The sequence below is a fragment of the Mucilaginibacter robiniae genome (assembly GCF_012849215.1).
GTDB lineage: Bacteria > Bacteroidota > Bacteroidia > Sphingobacteriales > Sphingobacteriaceae > Mucilaginibacter > Mucilaginibacter robiniae.
Genome location: NZ_CP051682.1, coordinates 963,515 through 980,412, shown reverse-complemented (window position 1 = coordinate 980,412; position 16,898 = coordinate 963,515). Strand labels below are relative to the sequence as shown.

Genomic DNA, 16,898 nt, shown 5'->3' with positions numbered 1-16,898 from the left:
AATAGCCACTTAGTTAGGCGCAAATCAGATGGACAAATGTTTTTATCTTTACACTAGAACTCAACACGAGATGAAATTCACAATAACTTTTGCTACAAAAATATTTAAAGTAGAAAGTAAAAAATTATAAAAGACTGGCATACCATATTTCAGATTATTTCACTTTAGGTTAATATCAAGCGAAAGGAACTAGACGGTTATTTAAGATAGAGGACATTTCGGGTTATGGCTTTTTATTTTTTCATATGAGGAAGATGATCCAGATCTTGAATGCATAGAGATGGGCCTGAATACAAAACCAAAACGAGGTGATTGGGCAAAAGCCATTATTAGTATTTGTTGAATTTCACAATCGACTAATTATGTAGATTTTTAATTTAGCAGCCGGTACTCCTGCGGTGTATAACCCACGCGCTGTTTGAACAACCTTGTAAAATGTTGCGGGTACTTAAAGCCCAGTTCGTAGGCAATTTCACTCACAGATTTATTCATGTCAAACACTCTCTCTTTGGCCACATCTATCACTTTTAATTGAATGTATTCCTGAGTAGATCTGCCGGTTTCTTTCTTCACCAAGTCACCAAAATAGTTCGGTGATAAGTGTAGGGCTTCGGCGCAATAAGCTACGGAAGGCAAGCCTTCGTTCTGCGGTTTATCAGATGCGAAATAGCCATTCAATAAGTATTCAAACCGTTCCAGAATCCCTTTGTTGGCATTGTCGCGCGTAATGAACTGGCGGTCGTAAAAACGGATGCAATAATTAAGCAGCAACTCGATGTTGGATGCGATCAGTCTTTTGCTGTGCCTGTCTATATTTTGGTCGAGCTCATACTCGATCTTTGAGAAACAGTCAGTCACCATAATCTTCTCTTTATCCGACAGATGAAGCGCTTCATTTACATCATACGAAAAGAATGAATAATCATGCATGTGTTTGCCCAGCGGCGTGCCATTGGTCAGGTCGGGATGAAAGAGCAATACCCAGCCTTTCGGAGCAAATACGTCTACGCCGGATTGCACACCTAACACCTGCCCGGGTGCTACAAATATAAGACTTCCTTCCTGGTAGTCATAGTGACTTCTTCCATAACGCAACTGACCATAGTTTAATTCTTTCAAACCCACCGCATACAAACCAAAGTTGAATGCCCCCGCGGGCATCGGTTGCGCTTTCGAGAGGTCGATCACTGTAACCAATGGATGTTTAGTAGTTACGCCCCGCAGGGTATTATATTGCGCGATGCTATCAATCTTTACAATCTCTTCCATACCCTATTTTTTAACACTACGAAATTACAAATTCAGACAAGCCTTTTGGATATCGGCCTTCCCCATCAGTAATATTGGTAGGAAAACCCGTAATCTGTATACAAAATGGCTTGCCCTTTCTCTCCAATTTTGCAACATAAAATTTATCTATAATGAAAACACGACAATTAGGAACCTCAAGATTAGCAGTGTCCGAACTGGGTTTCGGCTGCATGGGATTAAGCCATGGTTATGGTCCGGCAACCAATGAAAACGATGCCATTGCACTCATTCAGAAAGCTTATGAATCTGGCATTACTTTTTTTGATACCGCAGAAGTGTATGGACAAGGCGCCAATGAACAGTTGGTAGGAAAAGCATTGCACGACATACGTGATCAGGTCATCATCGCTACCAAGTTTGGCTTTAAGAACGGCAGGAATACAGATGGTTTGAATAGCCGGCCGGAACGTATCAGGCAGGTGGCGGAAAACTCGCTCCGGTATCTGCAAACCGATTACATCGACTTGTTTTACCAGCACCGCGTAGACCCGGATGTGCCTGTCGAAGACGTTGCCGGAACCGTAAAGGATCTGATTGCCGAAGGCAAAGTAAAGCACTTTGGTATGAGTGAAGCCGGCGTGCAAAGTATACGCAGAGCGCATGCCGTACAACCCGTAGCAGCCTTGCAAAGCGAGTACTCTATGTTCTGGCGCGAACCGGAAAAAGAAATAATGCCGTTGCTTGAAGAATTGGGCATTGGCTTCGTTCCGTTTAGCCCGTTGGGCAAAGGGTTCTTGACAGGTAAGATGAATGCGGATACGGAATTTGACAAAACCGATTGGAGAAACGTGATGCCTCGTTTTAGTAAAGAAAACCGCAAAGCGAATCAAACCATTGTTGAACTGGTAACAAAGATTGCGGCAGAACATAATGCAACGCCAGCGCAGATTGCACTAGCATGGCTGTTGGCGCAAAAGCCATGGATTGCACCGATTCCGGGAACTACAAAAATGACTCGCCTGGAAGAAAATATAGGCGGTGTAAACGTTGCCTTAAGCGATGATGATTTAACCCATATCCATAAGGCTTTGGGCAATATAAGCCTTCAGGGAGAACGCTATCCCGCAAGCCTGGCAAATTTGCAAGGCAAATAACAAGTCATAATCCCAGCATAAATTTGTAAAAAAACTGCAATCAAATTGATATAAAGTGACGAACATAACATTAAATAACAGCATAAAAATGCCGCTGCTTGGTTTTGGCACTTATTTGCTTCGAGATGGTGTTGAGTGTGAGCAGTCTGTGCTGCATGCTTTGAATGTTGGCTACAGACTGATCGATACCGCTGCAGCATATAACAATGAGGAATCGGTGGGCAGAGCGATTAGAAAAAGCAAAACGCGACTGTGAAGCAGCGCTAAAGAAATTGGGGCTCGACTATATTGATCTGTACTTGAGCCATCTCCCGCAGGGAGACATATATTCCTCTTGGACAGCCATGGAAGCATTATATCAAGAAGGTAAAGTACGCGCTATAGGTGTAAGTAATTTCAATATGAATCAGATTCAGAATTTACTTAAGCAGCATAGTGTGATACCAGCAGTCAATCAAGTGGAGACACATCCATTTTTCCAAAAAACAGAAATGCAGAAAGCTTTGAAATCTCAAGGCATCCAGTTGGAGTCATGGGCTCCCTTTGCTCAGGGTAAAAACAATCTTTTTAATCATGAACTTTTAAAAGTGCTTTCAAGCAAATATAATAGGAGTATTGCCCAGGTGGTCTTGCGATGGTTAATTCAAAAAGAAGTCGTGGTTATTCCGAAATCAGCAAGTAGGAAAAGGATAAATGAAAATTTCGATGTAGTTGATTTTGAGTTGTCTTCCGATGACATGACAACTATCAAATCGCTAGATAAGGGTAGTGGACTAATTCATCATGTATAAAACTTGAACCAACATGAATTAAAAATTAGCACAGTATGCATATACAAACTCAGACTGTTAATAAAGAACAAAAGCCCTTGAAAATCAATGATTTTCAAGGGCTTTTCCATCTGTGATCCCGCTGGGACTCGAACCCAGGACCCCAACATTAAAAGTGTTATGCTCTACCGGCTGAGCTACGGAATCATTCAATTTTTAATTTTGTATTTAACCTGCCGTGTGGTTAAACATGTTTACTTTATCGCTCAGCGCTGCTCTCTACTTTTAAAGTGAAAAGCCTTCCGTTGCCAGAAGGCTTTCTGATCTTTCAGTGATCCCGCTGGGACTCGAACCCAGGACCCCAACATTAAAAGTGTTATGCTCTACCGGCTGAGCTACGGAATCAACTTATTCGTTTCCGATAAAGTGGTGCAAATATAGAGTTTATTGTATTTGACTGCAAAAGTTTTTCAATAATTTTTTCAATAATCAGTAATCTATTGGCTATCAATGACCTATTGTTGTAGGATGGCTATCCGGCCTTTATCGCCAGCTAAAAGCACTAATTTGCCGCGCTTAGCTTTCTGGCAAGTATTGTAGCTTTCTTGGTCTATCTGCCGCCATGTTTGACCGTTATCAGTACTCCAGTTAGTGCCTGAGGTACCGGTAGCCAGAAAGGTTTCCTGACCCAAGTATTCAACACCCGACTGGTAACCAGCAGGTACTGACTTGGCTAAACTTATCTGTGTAACTGCTGGTAGTGAAATGTAACAAGCTACCGAATCTGTAAGTTTAGGGCTGGCGTAATTGCCTCCTACAATTATAGCGGAACGGCTGCCAAATGCAACAGAAAATGCTCCGGTGCTGGCTTGGCCATGTGTAATAGGTAAGTTGGTGTACGTCCATTTAGCGGTATTTAGTGGAGTGGCAAGCAGGCGTGCTGTAGCGCCACCTGTTACTACGTACAAGTTGTTCTTGTTAACCCTGATGCAGGTTCCACTCGCGGCAAAAGCAGCTTCGTTGGGCATGGCGGTAGGCTGAACGGCAAAGGGTGCCCAGCTTTGACCACCGTTAATGGTTTGTAGCAGCAGGAATTTGCCGTTAATTGGATCGCCTAGTATGTAGCCATGTTGGGGATCGGCAAAGGTCATGGCATCCAGGAAGTAGGCTTTATCTGGGTTACGATAACAAACGTTCCAGCTTTCGCCACCATCAATAGTTTTTAATATTACGGCAGGCGTACCTGAGCTCATAATAATAGCTTCACGGGCCGAAAAAGCTTCTATATCTCGAAAGTCGCTTTGTTCAAAGCCTTTTACCTGACGCCACTGCCAGGTTTGACCACCATTGGTACTAATAGCTACATGGCCTTTACTACCGCTTGCCCAAGCAACCCGATCATCAACAACCGAAAGCCCCCTAATGCTGCAAGGCTGGCCTTGTTCTACAACCCGGATCGATTGTGCTAAGGCCAGCTGCATACTCAGCAGCAGAATTAGCCATACAAAAGCATGTTTCATTTCCCTTTTATTTAACCCGGGTGAAAACTTCAGTTCGGCCTAGTAGAGATACGCCGATGTAGCCGCGTATTTTAAGCTGGTTGCCATTCAGCGTCATTTTGCAGCTGTAAGTTTTGCCGCTTTTAGGGTCGTAAATGGTGCCGTCTTCGTAGGTGTTATCGTTGTCGGCCTTGAAGCTTTTTAGTATTTCCAGGTTGAGTATAGGGCGTGAGCGTAAACTGGCATTCGGGTTTTTGATATCGGTTTTAGGCTTGCCGGTTTCATCATTCGGTACTTTAATCCAAGCTAATTTACCGAAATACAAGTTGCCTTTTTTGTAGATAAGTATCTGACCCTCACCACTAGGGTTAATCCATTTACCCAGAATATCATCTGCACGTTGAGCATAGGTAGCTTTAAGCATGAACAGACTGCAAAGCAGCAGCAAAATACCTGATTTTTTAAGCATAAGTAGTTGTTATAAATCGTTTATATGCCGAAAGTATCAGGTAATAAGCACTATAGCAAATGGCTGTACAATTTTATTTTTTTATTTGATGACATTTACAGCAAACTACTATATTTGCAGCCTCAATCAAGCTGCTTGAAATTTTAAGCAGTTTTGATAAGAGCCCAGGTGGCGAAATTGGTAAACGTTGCGGTCTCAGAAGCCGTTGAGAATTGTCTCTTGAGAGTTCGAGTCTCTCCCTGGGCACACCACCACTTAAAAAAATATAGATCTTGGTTGACAGGATTTCAAAATAAAATAGCACTTGTGAATAGTGCTATTTTATTTTGCATACAGCGGTAGTAAATAACCTTACTGCCAGTCCTGCATCCATATCCTGTAAAAGCCCAGGTGGCGAAATTGGTAGACGCACCATCTTGAGGGGGTGGTATCCGTAAGGTTGTACGAGTTCGAATCTCGTCCTGGGCACAAATCCAAATATCTATTATTGAAATACTGCACGTTCAGCTGAGCCGGATAGTATGAATTGCGCTTATTAGGACTTAAAGACGTTGTGATGTGGCTTGTAAGAAGTTAATAAATGGCGGAGTACTAATAATCTTTTGCACTGTTATGTTCGCACCATATTTGGTAAAATGATTTTCATCTAGCATATAAGGATCATTATTAATGGATAAGCTAGGTACAGATTTGTAATTGTAAATATCTATATAAGAGTTAGTCAGCTTATGAAGCAGAAGTTTATTTGTTTTTAAAGCATTAGCATCTAGGTATTGAGTACGATTAATTATATTGTACTCACATTCTCTAGCAACAATAACCGAGTAGGGTATTCTGTACGTTTCGTTTTGACCAACTATCACTGTGGGAATGTGATAATTTTTAAATACTTGAATTGTCTTTTTTAAGTCTGAAATTAATGCTTCTTGTTGATCTTCTGGCACTTTAACCCAATTGGCTGATATAATGACACCATCAATTTTTTTATAATGCAAAGGAAAATATTCATTAAATATGAAATTCATCATATCACTGCATTGTGTTTCCCCATTTGGTTTGTATATCGGTAAGCACCCACTTGAAGCTGCTTTCATAATGTGAATACCCATTTTAGAAAGGCTAGCTTCTAATGATTGAGCTATATCAGCCGCATGACTATCTCCTAGTAGCATTACATTCCTTTTATTTGAATCAATTTTTAAGCAGTCTGATTGGTTGTAATCTTTGGAAAAAGTTGATTGTTTACTAATAAAGCATTTTCCCAAATAGAACAAATCAACTGTTTCCTTCGAATGTGCTCTTTTATAGTTTGACAATGCAAGGGTTTTTGCCTTGTACATTGATTTGTTTGCCGGAACAATTGATAAAAATCTTGTCCCTAACACTAAGATTGAAAGAGCTACTAGAACAACTTTGCTAGTATTAAAATTAACAGTTTCAACATATTTATAAGAAATATATGCTGCTATAAGTGATATTAATACCATTAAACTGATTGAAGTTACAGTCATTTCAACACCCAAATATTGAGCTATGACAAATACAGGCCAATGCCATAAGTATAAGGAGTAGGATACTTTGCCAATAAACTGTATTAGCTTAGTTTTAAGAACAAGTATATCATTTGAGTTAGCAGAAATTATTAAAAAAGTAGCTATAACTGGAATCAAGGTGTACGGGCCTGGCCAAAGTAATTCGCTCTTTAATAAGTAAAAGCAAAAAAATATAGTAATATACCCCAATATTGCAACATAACGTTTGTATTAAAGCCTTGAAATTTTTCTTCAGCAAAAAAGGCAATTCCGCCAAACATCATTTCCCACGATCTACTTGGTAATAAATAAAACGATGCTGTAGCCTTATGTTGCGTATATAAAAATGATAATACTATAATGCTAATTGTAGATAAAATAAAGAATGTCCAGTATTGAGGCTTTTTCTTGAAAAGTTTACTTAGGATTAGTAACGCTATAGGATAAAGCATGTAGAATTGCCATTCTACAGATAAAGACCAAGTATGTAAAAAAATATTAGTGTTTGAAGCAGGATCAAAGTAGCCAGAACTCTTCCAATATAATATGTTTGATAAGAATATTAGACTAGCTGTTCCATACTTTTCATTTAATTTATAATCTTCAGGAAAATAGAAAAAGAAGCATATTATAGTAATAGTAAGTATTACTATTAATAGTGCAGGTACAATTCTTTTTATTCGTTTACTATAAAAATCTATAAAAGAGAAAGTACTTTTATCTATGCTGTTAATTATGATTCGGCTCATTAAGTAACCAGAAATGACAAAAAAAACATCAACTCCTGAAAAGCCTCCGGCAAAAAAAGGAACATTATAATGAAACAATAATACACCTAAAATTGCGACAGCTCTTAGTGCGTTGATGTCATATCTGAAATTATTGGAAACTTTAACCTTATCTAGAACTTCAACCGTCTGCATATTTTAAAAGCTTAGAGTAAATTTGCTTTTAAATGGCTTATACGGATGACTTACTTTATCTGTTCAACATATCTATAACAAATCTGGATCAGTGCCGCCTGTATTAGGGCGGGTTATTTTGCTCAAATCGTATTGCAAGCCGTCACTTTGTTCGTGACCTTTAATTAAACCTTTTTTGTATAAACCTTGCAATACTTCTTCTGCATGCTGGTTTAATGCCGTTGCGTTTTCCTGCGTTTCAAATTCGGCAAGCTTAGTGGCTACTTCCGGTGCGTTACCTGCACCCAGTTGTGATAGGGCAAATAATACTTTATCCTGCCAGCTGGCTTCAGCATGGTAAGCCTCGGGTGGAAATACCGGTTTAAATTCTTCGTTAAATGCTTGGTCTGCTTTGTTCATGGTTAATAGCATAACCCAGAACCCGGATGAAATGTTTACGATATCAGGCAGCTAAGTATTTGCCTGTATTTTGCAGAGGAGAGTAGAAGGAGTATCGTGCGCGCAGAAACGCTATTGCACATCCTGTGCTTTGAAACGTTGCTGGTAGTACCATTCTACCACACAAGCTGTGTCTTGCCAGGTTAATTGGCCATCAGCAGCTACCTGGGCTATCATTACTGCTAAGCTGTGCAGAAAGGCATTCTTAATATTACCATCCAGCGCTTGCAGGGTTTGGGTTGCACAAGTAACAATCTCGTCAGAAGTTTGAGCACCGGCGCAGTTATCGGCTAATTTAAGTTGGGTAAGCAGGGTAGGTAAGGCTTGGCGCAGGGCGGTTTTGATCTTGTCGTCGAGGTTGCCGGGGATGAGGGCAGTCAAAATATCTGCAGCAGGCGAATCTACAAAGGTTTTAATGTTTTCAGTTACGGTAACGCCAGTGTGAATGGCAGCTTGTAATTCGGCCGGAATATGGCTGAAGAAGTTTTGAATGAATTTGACAATTTTTTGAAGCCAATTAGGTAAGCGCATATTATTTTTTGAATTTAAGTTTGAGTGTTTGATAGAATTTCATGGCCCAAATGGATGCCCGGAACAGCCACGACAAAGCCGTAGCACAGCCCACAATGCAGCCGGCGCAGGATGAAATGGCCGCGATGAGTTTAAGCGTTTCATCGGTGAGCAGCATGCCCCTTACCGCAATCAGGTAGCTGGTAACGGCAGACAGGATGCCTACATGAGGCTTGTAGTTGAAATAATTGTACAAATACTTAATGGTATGTTGCATAGGATATATGTTTAATAGGAAAATGCACCAGAAACGGCAACAGCGTAGATGCTATTAGATTGCCGACATAGAACAGCAGGAGTTGTTTTTAAGAAGAACAGAATAAAGAAGGCGTTAGCTAAAATTTAGCTTTGTTAGAGAAAGTAATGATAAACGTTACTCTTAAAGTATAGAGTTAGGCAGAATAGATAGAAAACACGTATGTACAACTGCAATAATATGCAAAATTTTGAAAGGCTATCTGGAGCAGAAAGGTAATTGACTGTTGGTAAGAGTCTTTAGAAATATGTTAGTGTAGCATTTACAAAAGAAAAGCGTGTTATATAGAACTTTTATAATAAATTGTTTAATTGATTAGCCCATACTACATAGCCATTATAAGATAGGTGAACATGGTCGCCACAGTCATACAAAGGGTTCAATCTATTGGATTGTAGGAAAAGACTATAAAGATCAATAAAGGTATGGTTGTTGTTTAGGCAATATTGCTTAAGTATCTTGTTAAGTTGCTCATCTTTTTCCAACATAGACTTACCATGTTTGCTTTTGGTGCTGCTTGGAAAGATACTTGTGATGTACACTTTAGAACAGGTAAATTTTTCAGCTATTTGAATAATATGATTTGCTACTTCCTTAGGCGACTTATCTCTGCTCAAATCGTTATGTCCAATTTCAATAAACACTTTAGCAGGGTTACATTCACTTACCTTTTCTACTCGTTGTAAAACACCTTCGGTGGTGTCACCAGCAATACCTTCTTTTACTACTGGCTTATTTAAAAGGGATAAAGGGAAAAAATCAGTGTGGCTATCACCAATTATTACAGTTGAGCCTGCTTTTACCGGGAGTAATCTGTACAAACTGGCTTTAATTTCTTTATCGGTTATTTTAGGCTGGCTATTAGTTGTTTTGGAAACCCGAGCACTTTGTAATTTATAATATAGTTTTATAGTAACTATAGCTAATACAAGGTTAATAATCAAAGAAGCAGTTAGTACGTATTTGCTCATTTTAAAATAATGTAGTAAGGAATGTATCTGCTTAAGAAAACTTTCTTGCTAAGTAAGCTTAGTTTGACATAGCTAAAAAAGTATAACATCCGCTTTATTTACGAATTATACAAGCAGTATGTTACTATCGATAATGTTTAACTTTGATAGCACTGCCTGGCATCGTAGCCCATAGTGCAATACCTTTAAAGCCAACTTGAGGTTCGATGTATTGCTTCCCACCACCAATTATAGTAATGCCTTTAAAAGCTCGAGGGGGGCGGGTTGTATTAGCAGCTAATACGCCCGGTGTAAGGGTAATGCTATTCATCAGGCGTAAGCATTGGTTAAAATAACTTTAAATTGTACCCATTGTGCCGATACGGCATAAGCTACTGCTGGGTTAAAAGCCGGATTACCATTCCCATATCCGCTATTATCAACCAAGGGCTGGGTGTTTATTTCAAAATGCACAAAGTTGCCGGTTGTAGTTAAATAGCCATTAATCCAATCGCTATCGGTAGTAGGTTGGTTATCATTGTCAGTCCATCGCATTTGTATGCTGAGCCGGTCGGGATTACTACCGCCCGAACCATCACTCACTATAAAACTATCCGGCACATTTTTGTTGGTAGCACTACCGCCCGCTTGGCTTTTGTTAAATAGCGTAAACCCAATGTAATCAATTTTATTAATTACATTAGCATTCGGGAATGCCCTTACCGGAGCCGAAGTTACAGAGCCAGAAGTGTATCCGCTGGATATAATTACATCGGTTCCGCTCAGTTCCAGTCCCGAAAATACTGCACCATTCTCTTTTTTCCAGCAGTCGGCTACATTGGTAACCAAAGGTATGGCATAGGCCGTTCCGCCAATATTACTGCCATCGCTGGCGGCGCTGATATGCGGACTGCCTGCTTGCAGCGTAAAATCGTATTTAGCACTATTGTTGAACAATGGCGATGCATTAATACTATGCTGGTTGTAGTTGGGGTAATTGGTCTGATGAGTACTCAATGTTTGCGCCGTACCACTACCTATTTTAATAGGTCCCATCAGATTGTTATAGTCGAATGTTATTGGACTAGCAACTGTATTTACCTGAGTAGAGGCATTTGTATAGCAGTTTTGAAAATTGGTTACAGCACCTACTGTAGCCACATTTATATAAATAGATCCATATGAATTATAAATGTTTGAGGCTGTTGTATCAGATACCTGGCAGTTATTTAAACTTCCTTGTGTTGGAATGCTTATTGTATTGTTATATCTAATCTTGCAGTTATAAATAGCATGATTGATGGTCAAGTTAGAATAGTTTTCAAACCTTAGACTATATATGGAAAAGTTGTAGTTAGTATATGTAAGTACAAAACTATTAGAACCATTTCCCCTAAGTACTACTTCACCATCACCTACAATTTTGGAATAACCTGATGAGTTAATGCCTCTTAGGGATGCGCTTATGGCTTCTTCATAAGTACCCGTACCAATAATTATAGTACAGGCCGATGTAGTGTATGAGTTTGCTGCCAGGGTTAAGCCTGCTTGCACGGTTGCTTTAGGTAAATCGGGTGTTAAGCCGCTATTACTATCGTTACCGGCTTTAGAAATGTAAATGGATTGTCCAACGATGGCGTTGTACCTGAAATTATTGGCCATGTTTAAAAAGTGATAAGGTTTAAGCTAATTTGATATAAGCCGACGCCAGGGTAGCTCCGGTGCTATAAGTTATGCGCCAACTTACCCAGGTTCCCGCCGGTATGCTAATGTTTTTTGAGCCATCGGTGGGTAGCGGTAAAGTCGGTGTTGTATAATGTGCCCCACCATCTAAACTATACTGAATAGCGCTAGCTCCTGATAAAATGATGGATTGCACCTGTGTAGCGGCTTCGTAATAATCGTTATACTCTCGGACCGGGGTGGTAAAGCTCAAGGTAAAAGCTCGGGCAGCCGTGAGTTGCTGTTGTACATAATCCCAAGTGGCTATAAAAGTCCAAGCGCCCCAATTGGCTTGGGTATCATCTTTCGCTCGTTCAACCTTGTAAACCATTTTGCCGCTTTCAATGTCCCACTGCGTAGCTTCCATGCGGCCGGTGCCCAGTGTGCGGTCAACAATGGCAGTACCAATCCAGAATGCACCCGGATCATGTGCCGTGTTACTCACCACCTGCGGGAAGTCCGAATGTTTGTACATCAGGTTAAACATATTTACGCCGCGTTCTTTCCACAGGTTGCTAGTGTAAGATACATCACTATCCGATTGCAGTTCAACAAAATTGGGTGCATTAGCAGTAATCTGCTTTTGCAGAGGGGAGAGGTCGACGGTAGGTGCCAGCGGAAACGGACAGATGATAGCCTCATCCAAATAAAAGGTAGCTGGTGTAGCTATTGTAGTACTTGACGGATTGATACGGAATTCATAATGAAAACCTTTTTCTGCTGTAAATGGCAGTAAAAAGTATTGCAGTTGGTTAGCAACCGTAAAATCGGTGGCTCTAACAGTTAAACCAGCCTGGGTTATCTGTTTGTCACCTACGTCTTTTACTATTTCAATATACAATCCGCTATCTGCTTTTGAGGTATTATCCGACACTTTCATCCCGATCACGATAGTGCAAGGGCCATTTTCCAGATAAACGTAAGGCCCGTAAACATAAAAACCGCCGTTTTGAATAAGACCAGCCGGAAAAACCATATAGCAATCTTTATTGGCCGTACTATCAGTAACTACCTGTACTTCCGACCGAAAGAATAAGCGTTTGAAGTTCATTCGGTAGCCAACCCGGCCAGGGGTATCTATACTGGTGCCAAACTGTACAGCATCCCCTTCCGAATACCATTTGCCGTTCATTACCTTATCGGCATAAATTTTATCAATGTTCACGTTGCTAATAAAAGCAACACTGTACGTAGAATACACCTTGCTGGTACCATCCAAGTTGCGCTGTACATCGGCCAGGCGGTAAGTGTCAATCGGTATGATAGCAGGGTCCCAATTGGTGTTACCATTGCCGGTTACTTTACCATACGTTTGCCTAACCGGATCATAATAAATTGCATCCATTCGGGTGAACTGGCCTGTTACCGGTGGCCCATCTAATGAAATTTGACCCATAGGTAAGTTGACGGCTAAAGCGTTGTAGTTAATTACAAAACCATCAATATAAGCTATATTGCCATCTGTCCGTATGTGGCCTATTTCAGTTACCCCATCGGGCAGCGTAGCTTTGGCTGTCAAGGCTGTGTACACTCCGCCCGATTGTACCGGATTAACGCTGTTCAGCGTTGGCATAGTGTCCGACTGCACTGTAATAGCTTTCCAACCTCTGGCCAGATTGCCTATGTTAACAATACTTTTCAGCAGGTAAAAGGCCGCTTCGCTAATGACATATACTTGGGTAACATTCTCTTTAAGCTGATCGGTTAAGGTAACAAAATCGGTAAGCAGCGTGCTTAGGTTGGTTGTAACCCGACCACCACCCCGCATAAAATTGGCATCAACGGCAGATAAGGTTTTATTTGCGTGTTCCCAGATGTCTGGAGTTTCTCTCATGATAAAAAGTTAGCTAAATGATAAGGTTCTGTTGTTAAAGGCGTTGGTCGCGTTAGAACGCATTACGGTAATGGTGTCGGCGTAGCCCGCTGCATTTGTAATTGTTACTTCATCCAAAAACTGGAAGGCCCCGAAGACAGCATCTACCCCATCTTGCGCAACTGCTGTAGGCCGGCCCAAACTGCTACTCAGTAAATAGTAAGTGTAGCCCGTGGCGGTTACGCCGTTGAAGCTGCGTGCTTTGCTGGTTTGAAACTCGCTATTACCCGAAGTGCCGGTATTTAAAACCGATTGTATCTGGGCTGCTGTTAAGCTGGTATCAGCAAAAAACGCTAAACACCCGCGCCCCTGAAAGCTGATGCTAATGTTATCACTAATCGTATCATTACCCGTCGGAAAAACCACTTGCGAGCCTGAAATAACCAATCCGCTTTTAGGCTTTTGCAGAGTTACGTAATCTGATCTATTAGCAGCAATATTATTAACGCTTTGTGTATCAGAAAAAATATCTGCGCCGGGCAGTACCGTACTAAAAATACTGCTGGTAACACCTTGCGGCAAAGTTTGTGAAGCATTAGGTGTAGGATATTTGTATTTGGCAGCCATTTGCGCTTTGACACCTTTGTCTACTACTAAACCCTTGCTGGTTGAGGTGGGAGCGAGGTAAGGCGTACTGCCATTAGTTTGAAATAAAGTCCATTGTACGCTGATGGTAGGGCCTACTAATAATTTGCTGTCCAAGTCCAAGGTGAGTTTTTTATCGTTATCTATAATCAAGCCTTTACCTATATCTTTCGGCTGGATACCTGATCGATTAAAAACCTCATTAATAGCTGCAACCAAGTTACTCTTATCAGTAGTTTGCAGATTATTTAGGTTACCCAGGGTTTCTTCATCCGGAATCATGGATGTGCCTATGCCCCAATCGCCATTTGCTTTGGGCCCGAATATGTACCAGGAATTGATATTAATATAAAAGTCGCCGTCGGTACCTGTATTTTGGTTAGAGGGGTTGGATGGACCACTGAGTACGCTTTTGCCATTAGTTCCGGCTGCGCCAGTATCACCTCTGGGGCCAGGGCCACCAGCCGGCCCATTCAGCATCGTAAAAGCTGGCTGCCAGCCTGATTCAGTTTTCTGGTAGAAAGTACCGTTTAAGGTGTTGATGTAAGTATCACCAATATCGCCAGCATTGGTTAAGGGTTGCCCCTTACCATACAGTACACTATTTGCCGTTGTGCTGCTGGCGGTGGCAGTAATTTGATAGGGTATTATCCAAGTGCCATTTACCTTTTGATAAAACACCTGCTTAACCGGGTCAATTATTACATCGCCATTATTACCCTGATTAGCTTGTGGTACACTGCTGGAAAAATTCAGCGTACTGCCTAGTGCGCTACTATCAGTAAGGCTTTTGGTAATAAACTGTAGCAGTGTGGCAAAAGAATACCGGTAATCGGCCCCATTGCTGACGAGTACGGAAACATTATCAGCGCTTATACTGAAGATTTCGTTGAGTTCACTTATTTTTAAATCAGTAGGCATCAGTCAGGAAGTTGTTAAGTGTGTTTAGGTTTACCGCATCATTATTGCCAGATGGATAATTAAAATCAGTACGGTCAATGCCGCGAATGCGTGGGCCAGCTTGGCGGGCGCTTTTGTTTTTACTGTTAAAAAACCATAAAGGGTAGTCGGCCTGCTTATCAAGCAGAAACTTCTCTACTTCGTTTACATGGGCATTGGCTATACTGCGTTGTTGCTGTACCAGCTTTACAATGGCAGAAGCACTTAAAGGCTCTGCATTATCATATCGCTTTATTACTGGTCCGGTTGGCGTATAGTGCACGGCATTGCTTTCAATAAAGCGGGCGAAAGTGAAGTAAACCATTGCCGGTGTTAAACCTTCATAGATAATTTCATAACCTTGCGGATCGGTATAGGTGCAGCCTTTATACAGGTCCTGATACTTGGGTGGCATGTTATCACTTAATATACCATCGGCTGTAAACCATTTAATTAATTCGTAATATAAAGCGTGGCCCAAAAAGGGTTTCAGGTCAAGTTCCTGTGCTTTTTTAATGAATACTTTAAGTCGCTCTGGTTTAATGTTGACAGAAATATCTTCATATTGCTGAAAGATAGAAGGCGCAATGATTCCCCACCCGCTCGCAGGAGTAACGTTGTTGTTTAACTCAATCATGATAGTTGATTATTAAAGGATAGCTATAGAACGCTGACCATCGCCTCGGCTTCAGCTTGTTTAAAGCCATAGGCATGTACCAGAATAGCCATTTTGTTAGCAGGCGGAATGCTGGATAGCAAAATTTGGTTGATACTGGTGCCGGCACTTATACCTGCGCTGTCATCTGCTACATTGCTGGGTACGGGTACAATGTTCCAATTGTTGGATGGATTTAAGTTTTGATAGAAGTTGCTGAACAGTTCAGCAAAAACCTCACTGAGTTCTAAACGGTCGGCTTGTGTATTGTCATTAAACTCGCATATCGCTTCTTTCTTTTCACCGCCATTACTTAAGCCAGATGATTTTTCGGCATTCACTAATTCTTTAGGTACTGAAAAGCCTTTGATAATGCGTGCTTCTACTGATTTTTCGGTTGTTTCAAATAGCTTATCATTGTTTTGAATGCTGTAGGGTTTAAACTCAGGTTTTGATGCTTCATCTTCATACTCAATAACGATGATTTTCTGCGAACTTTTAGCACCTTGAAACGTACCTAAGTCTTTTTCTAACTGTGATGGTACGTTTGCACTTTTATTAGCATCACTGTCAGGCGAACTGTTGTCGGCTTCTTCCCGGCGAGCTTGCATGAACAACATGGTAGAGGGCAGGAAACCGGTGGTTACTTCACGGTTGTTAAAAGTTTTGATGCCGGCTTCAGTTTCAAAATCTTCCCACACACTGTCAGCTTCTATCAAGGGGTAATCGTCCACTTCAGGGTTAAAGTAGTAAAGCTGACCTTTGTATTTGTCCCAGCCGCCAGCTTTTAGTACTTGGGCATCAATTACCTCCGGATCAGGGTTGTATTTATCCAGAAAGGTGATTTTGGAACGCATAATGCTTTTCCAGGTTTTACGGCTCCAGTCAGAATACAAGGCAAATTGCTCAGCTGTGTCGGCACAATCGGTATTGCCCATCCGTATGTCCTCAAACTTTACGTAGTTGGCTGAAGCTATCTGGTAGTTTGCATTGTAATTGACATGAATGCCAAATCCGCTGAATAAAGCTTTATCAGTAGCTACGGCTTTCAATAATTTAGCCAAGGTTAAACCTTGAGGGTTGATAACTTGTCTGCCCAGATTACTTTCTTCAAAACCATTGCCGCCTATAAATTTAGCTCTTTTACTCCAGCAATCTTTAGCCGTGGGGGAACCGCCCACCAGTTCCAGCATACGTTGCGGATAGGCATTATCCACATCGTAATTCAGTATGCCGTAAGTTTGGTTCGGCCTTACTTTAATACGACGTTCAATTTGTGGTAAGTAGGTTTTCATTTAATGTGCTTGGTGTT

General features: G+C 41.0%; 18 protein-coding genes and 4 tRNA genes. 5 read left to right on the top strand and 17 right to left on the bottom strand.

Translation table 11 applies throughout. The annotated features are described in order from the left end of the window. Positions 1–372: 372 nt before the first annotated feature. Positions 373–1,161: a helix-turn-helix domain-containing protein gene (locus tag HH214_RS04445; protein WP_315853186.1), complete on the bottom strand. Its 789-nt coding sequence runs from the start codon at positions 1,159–1,161 to the stop codon at positions 373–375. A 260-nt stretch (positions 1,162–1,421) separates the two neighbouring features. Between HH214_RS04445 and HH214_RS04440 the strand changes: the two genes are divergently transcribed. From HH214_RS04440 to HH214_RS04435, 3 genes are all read left to right on the top strand, one after another. Further along, positions 1,422–2,405 carry an aldo/keto reductase gene (locus HH214_RS04440; RefSeq protein ID WP_169606194.1) on the top strand — a complete coding sequence of 328 codons (984 nt, stop codon included), beginning with the start codon at positions 1,422–1,424 and terminating at the stop codon, positions 2,403–2,405. Between the two features lie 88 nt (positions 2,406–2,493). Next, a complete protein-coding gene (locus HH214_RS22295; protein WP_390622380.1) occupies positions 2,494–2,661 on the top strand; it encodes an aldo/keto reductase in 168 nt (55 codons plus the stop codon). Further along, positions 2,612–3,196, top strand: coding sequence for an aldo/keto reductase (locus HH214_RS04435; protein WP_211166304.1), 585 nt, complete (start codon positions 2,612–2,614; stop codon positions 3,194–3,196). The genes HH214_RS22295 and HH214_RS04435 overlap by 50 nt, the downstream gene beginning before the upstream one ends. 113 nt (positions 3,197–3,309) lie before the next feature. On the opposite strand, the gene HH214_RS04430 is transcribed toward HH214_RS04435, so the two are convergent. The 4 genes from HH214_RS04430 to HH214_RS04415 form a co-directional block, all read right to left on the bottom strand. Then, positions 3,310–3,382: transfer RNA gene (locus tag HH214_RS04430), tRNA-Lys, on the bottom strand. Between the two features lie 125 nt (positions 3,383–3,507). After that, positions 3,508–3,580, bottom strand: a tRNA-Lys gene (locus HH214_RS04425). Between the two features lie 110 nt (positions 3,581–3,690). Further along, on the bottom strand, positions 3,691–4,695 hold the full coding sequence (locus HH214_RS04420) for a WD40/YVTN/BNR-like repeat-containing protein (RefSeq protein ID WP_169606193.1): 1,005 nt from the start codon (positions 4,693–4,695) through the stop codon (positions 3,691–3,693). 7 nt (positions 4,696–4,702) lie between these two features. Further along, the gene (locus HH214_RS04415; RefSeq protein ID WP_169606192.1) at positions 4,703–5,143 is read right to left on the bottom strand and encodes a DUF2147 domain-containing protein; all 441 of its coding nucleotides are present in this window, start codon (positions 5,141–5,143) and stop codon (positions 4,703–4,705) included. Between the two features lie 162 nt (positions 5,144–5,305). Between HH214_RS04415 and HH214_RS04410 the strand changes: the two genes are divergently transcribed. Continuing rightward, positions 5,306–5,389: transfer RNA gene (locus HH214_RS04410), tRNA-Leu, on the top strand. Between the two features lie 138 nt (positions 5,390–5,527). Continuing rightward, a tRNA-Leu gene (locus tag HH214_RS04405) sits at positions 5,528–5,611 on the top strand. A gap of 74 nt (positions 5,612–5,685) precedes the next feature. Here the strand turns inward: HH214_RS04405 and HH214_RS04400 are convergent. From HH214_RS04400 to HH214_RS04345, 12 genes are all read right to left on the bottom strand, one after another. After that, positions 5,686–6,813, bottom strand: a complete 1,128-nt coding sequence (locus HH214_RS04400; protein ID WP_169606191.1) for an acyltransferase family protein — start codon at positions 6,811–6,813, stop codon at positions 5,686–5,688. A gap of 32 nt (positions 6,814–6,845) precedes the next feature. After that, entirely contained in the window at positions 6,846–7,598 is a 753-nt protein-coding gene (locus HH214_RS04395) for an acyltransferase family protein (RefSeq protein ID WP_169606190.1), read from the bottom strand. 72 nt (positions 7,599–7,670) lie between these two features. Next, positions 7,671–7,997, bottom strand: coding sequence for a hypothetical protein (locus HH214_RS04390; RefSeq protein ID WP_169606189.1), 327 nt, complete (start codon positions 7,995–7,997; stop codon positions 7,671–7,673). A 111-nt stretch (positions 7,998–8,108) separates the two neighbouring features. Then, on the bottom strand, positions 8,109–8,567 hold the full coding sequence (locus HH214_RS04385) for a lysozyme inhibitor LprI family protein (RefSeq protein ID WP_169606188.1): 459 nt from the start codon (positions 8,565–8,567) through the stop codon (positions 8,109–8,111). A 1-nt stretch (position 8,568) separates the two neighbouring features. After that, positions 8,569–8,823: a hypothetical protein gene (locus HH214_RS04380; protein WP_169606187.1), complete on the bottom strand. Its 255-nt coding sequence runs from the start codon at positions 8,821–8,823 to the stop codon at positions 8,569–8,571. A 332-nt stretch (positions 8,824–9,155) separates the two neighbouring features. Further along, complete coding sequence (locus HH214_RS04375) at positions 9,156–9,806, bottom strand: GDSL-type esterase/lipase family protein (RefSeq protein WP_169606186.1); 651 nt, start codon at positions 9,804–9,806, stop codon at positions 9,156–9,158. A gap of 151 nt (positions 9,807–9,957) precedes the next feature. After that, positions 9,958–10,143: a hypothetical protein gene (locus HH214_RS04370; RefSeq protein ID WP_169606185.1), complete on the bottom strand. Its 186-nt coding sequence runs from the start codon at positions 10,141–10,143 to the stop codon at positions 9,958–9,960. Beyond that, positions 10,143–11,474, bottom strand: coding sequence for a hypothetical protein (locus HH214_RS04365; protein WP_169606184.1), 1,332 nt, complete (start codon positions 11,472–11,474; stop codon positions 10,143–10,145). Before HH214_RS04365 ends, HH214_RS04370 begins: the two co-directional genes overlap by 1 nt. A 19-nt stretch (positions 11,475–11,493) precedes the next feature. Continuing rightward, positions 11,494–13,368, bottom strand: coding sequence for a hypothetical protein (locus HH214_RS04360; protein WP_169606183.1), 1,875 nt, complete (start codon positions 13,366–13,368; stop codon positions 11,494–11,496). A 9-nt stretch (positions 13,369–13,377) separates the two neighbouring features. Then, entirely contained in the window at positions 13,378–14,913 is a 1,536-nt protein-coding gene (locus tag HH214_RS04355; protein ID WP_169606182.1) for a hypothetical protein, read from the bottom strand. Next, positions 14,903–15,568, bottom strand: a complete 666-nt coding sequence (locus tag HH214_RS04350) for a DUF6712 family protein (RefSeq protein WP_169606181.1) — start codon at positions 15,566–15,568, stop codon at positions 14,903–14,905. Before HH214_RS04350 ends, HH214_RS04355 begins: the two co-directional genes overlap by 11 nt. A gap of 23 nt (positions 15,569–15,591) precedes the next feature. After that, the gene (locus HH214_RS04345; protein WP_169606180.1) at positions 15,592–16,881 is read right to left on the bottom strand and encodes a hypothetical protein; all 1,290 of its coding nucleotides are present in this window, start codon (positions 16,879–16,881) and stop codon (positions 15,592–15,594) included. Between the last annotated feature and the right edge of the window lie 17 nt (positions 16,882–16,898).

Bases quoted from the DNA above. Each gene is read 5' to 3' on its own strand.
- HH214_RS04345 (WP_169606180.1), bottom strand. From the start codon at position 16,881: ATGAAAACCTACTTACCACAAATTGAACGTCGTATTAAAGTAAGGCCG.
- HH214_RS04415 (WP_169606192.1), bottom strand. From the start codon at position 5,143: ATGCTTAAAAAATCAGGTATTTTGCTGCTGCTTTGCAGTCTGTTCATG.
- HH214_RS04355 (WP_169606182.1), bottom strand. From the start codon at position 14,913: ATGCCTACTGATTTAAAAATAAGTGAACTCAACGAAATCTTCAGTATA.
- HH214_RS04350 (WP_169606181.1), bottom strand. From the start codon at position 15,568: ATGATTGAGTTAAACAACAACGTTACTCCTGCGAGCGGGTGGGGAATC.
- HH214_RS04360 (WP_169606183.1), bottom strand. From the start codon at position 13,368: ATGAGAGAAACTCCAGACATCTGGGAACACGCAAATAAAACCTTATCT.
- HH214_RS04385 (WP_169606188.1), bottom strand. From the start codon at position 8,567: ATGCGCTTACCTAATTGGCTTCAAAAAATTGTCAAATTCATTCAAAAC.
- HH214_RS04420 (WP_169606193.1), bottom strand. From the start codon at position 4,695: ATGAAACATGCTTTTGTATGGCTAATTCTGCTGCTGAGTATGCAGCTG.
- HH214_RS04365 (WP_169606184.1), bottom strand. From the start codon at position 11,474: ATGGCCAATAATTTCAGGTACAACGCCATCGTTGGACAATCCATTTAC.
- HH214_RS04390 (WP_169606189.1), bottom strand. From the start codon at position 7,997: ATGAACAAAGCAGACCAAGCATTTAACGAAGAATTTAAACCGGTATTT.
- HH214_RS04435 (WP_211166304.1), top strand. From the start codon at position 2,612: ATGAGGAATCGGTGGGCAGAGCGATTAGAAAAAGCAAAACGCGACTGT.
- HH214_RS04370 (WP_169606185.1), bottom strand. From the start codon at position 10,143: ATGAATAGCATTACCCTTACACCGGGCGTATTAGCTGCTAATACAACC.
- HH214_RS22295 (WP_390622380.1), top strand. From the start codon at position 2,494: ATGCCGCTGCTTGGTTTTGGCACTTATTTGCTTCGAGATGGTGTTGAG.
- HH214_RS04445 (WP_315853186.1), bottom strand. From the start codon at position 1,161: ATGCCCGCGGGGGCATTCAACTTTGGTTTGTATGCGGTGGGTTTGAAA.
- HH214_RS04380 (WP_169606187.1), bottom strand. From the start codon at position 8,823: ATGCAACATACCATTAAGTATTTGTACAATTATTTCAACTACAAGCCT.
- HH214_RS04395 (WP_169606190.1), bottom strand. From the start codon at position 7,598: ATGCAGACGGTTGAAGTTCTAGATAAGGTTAAAGTTTCCAATAATTTC.
- HH214_RS04440 (WP_169606194.1), top strand. From the start codon at position 1,422: ATGAAAACACGACAATTAGGAACCTCAAGATTAGCAGTGTCCGAACTG.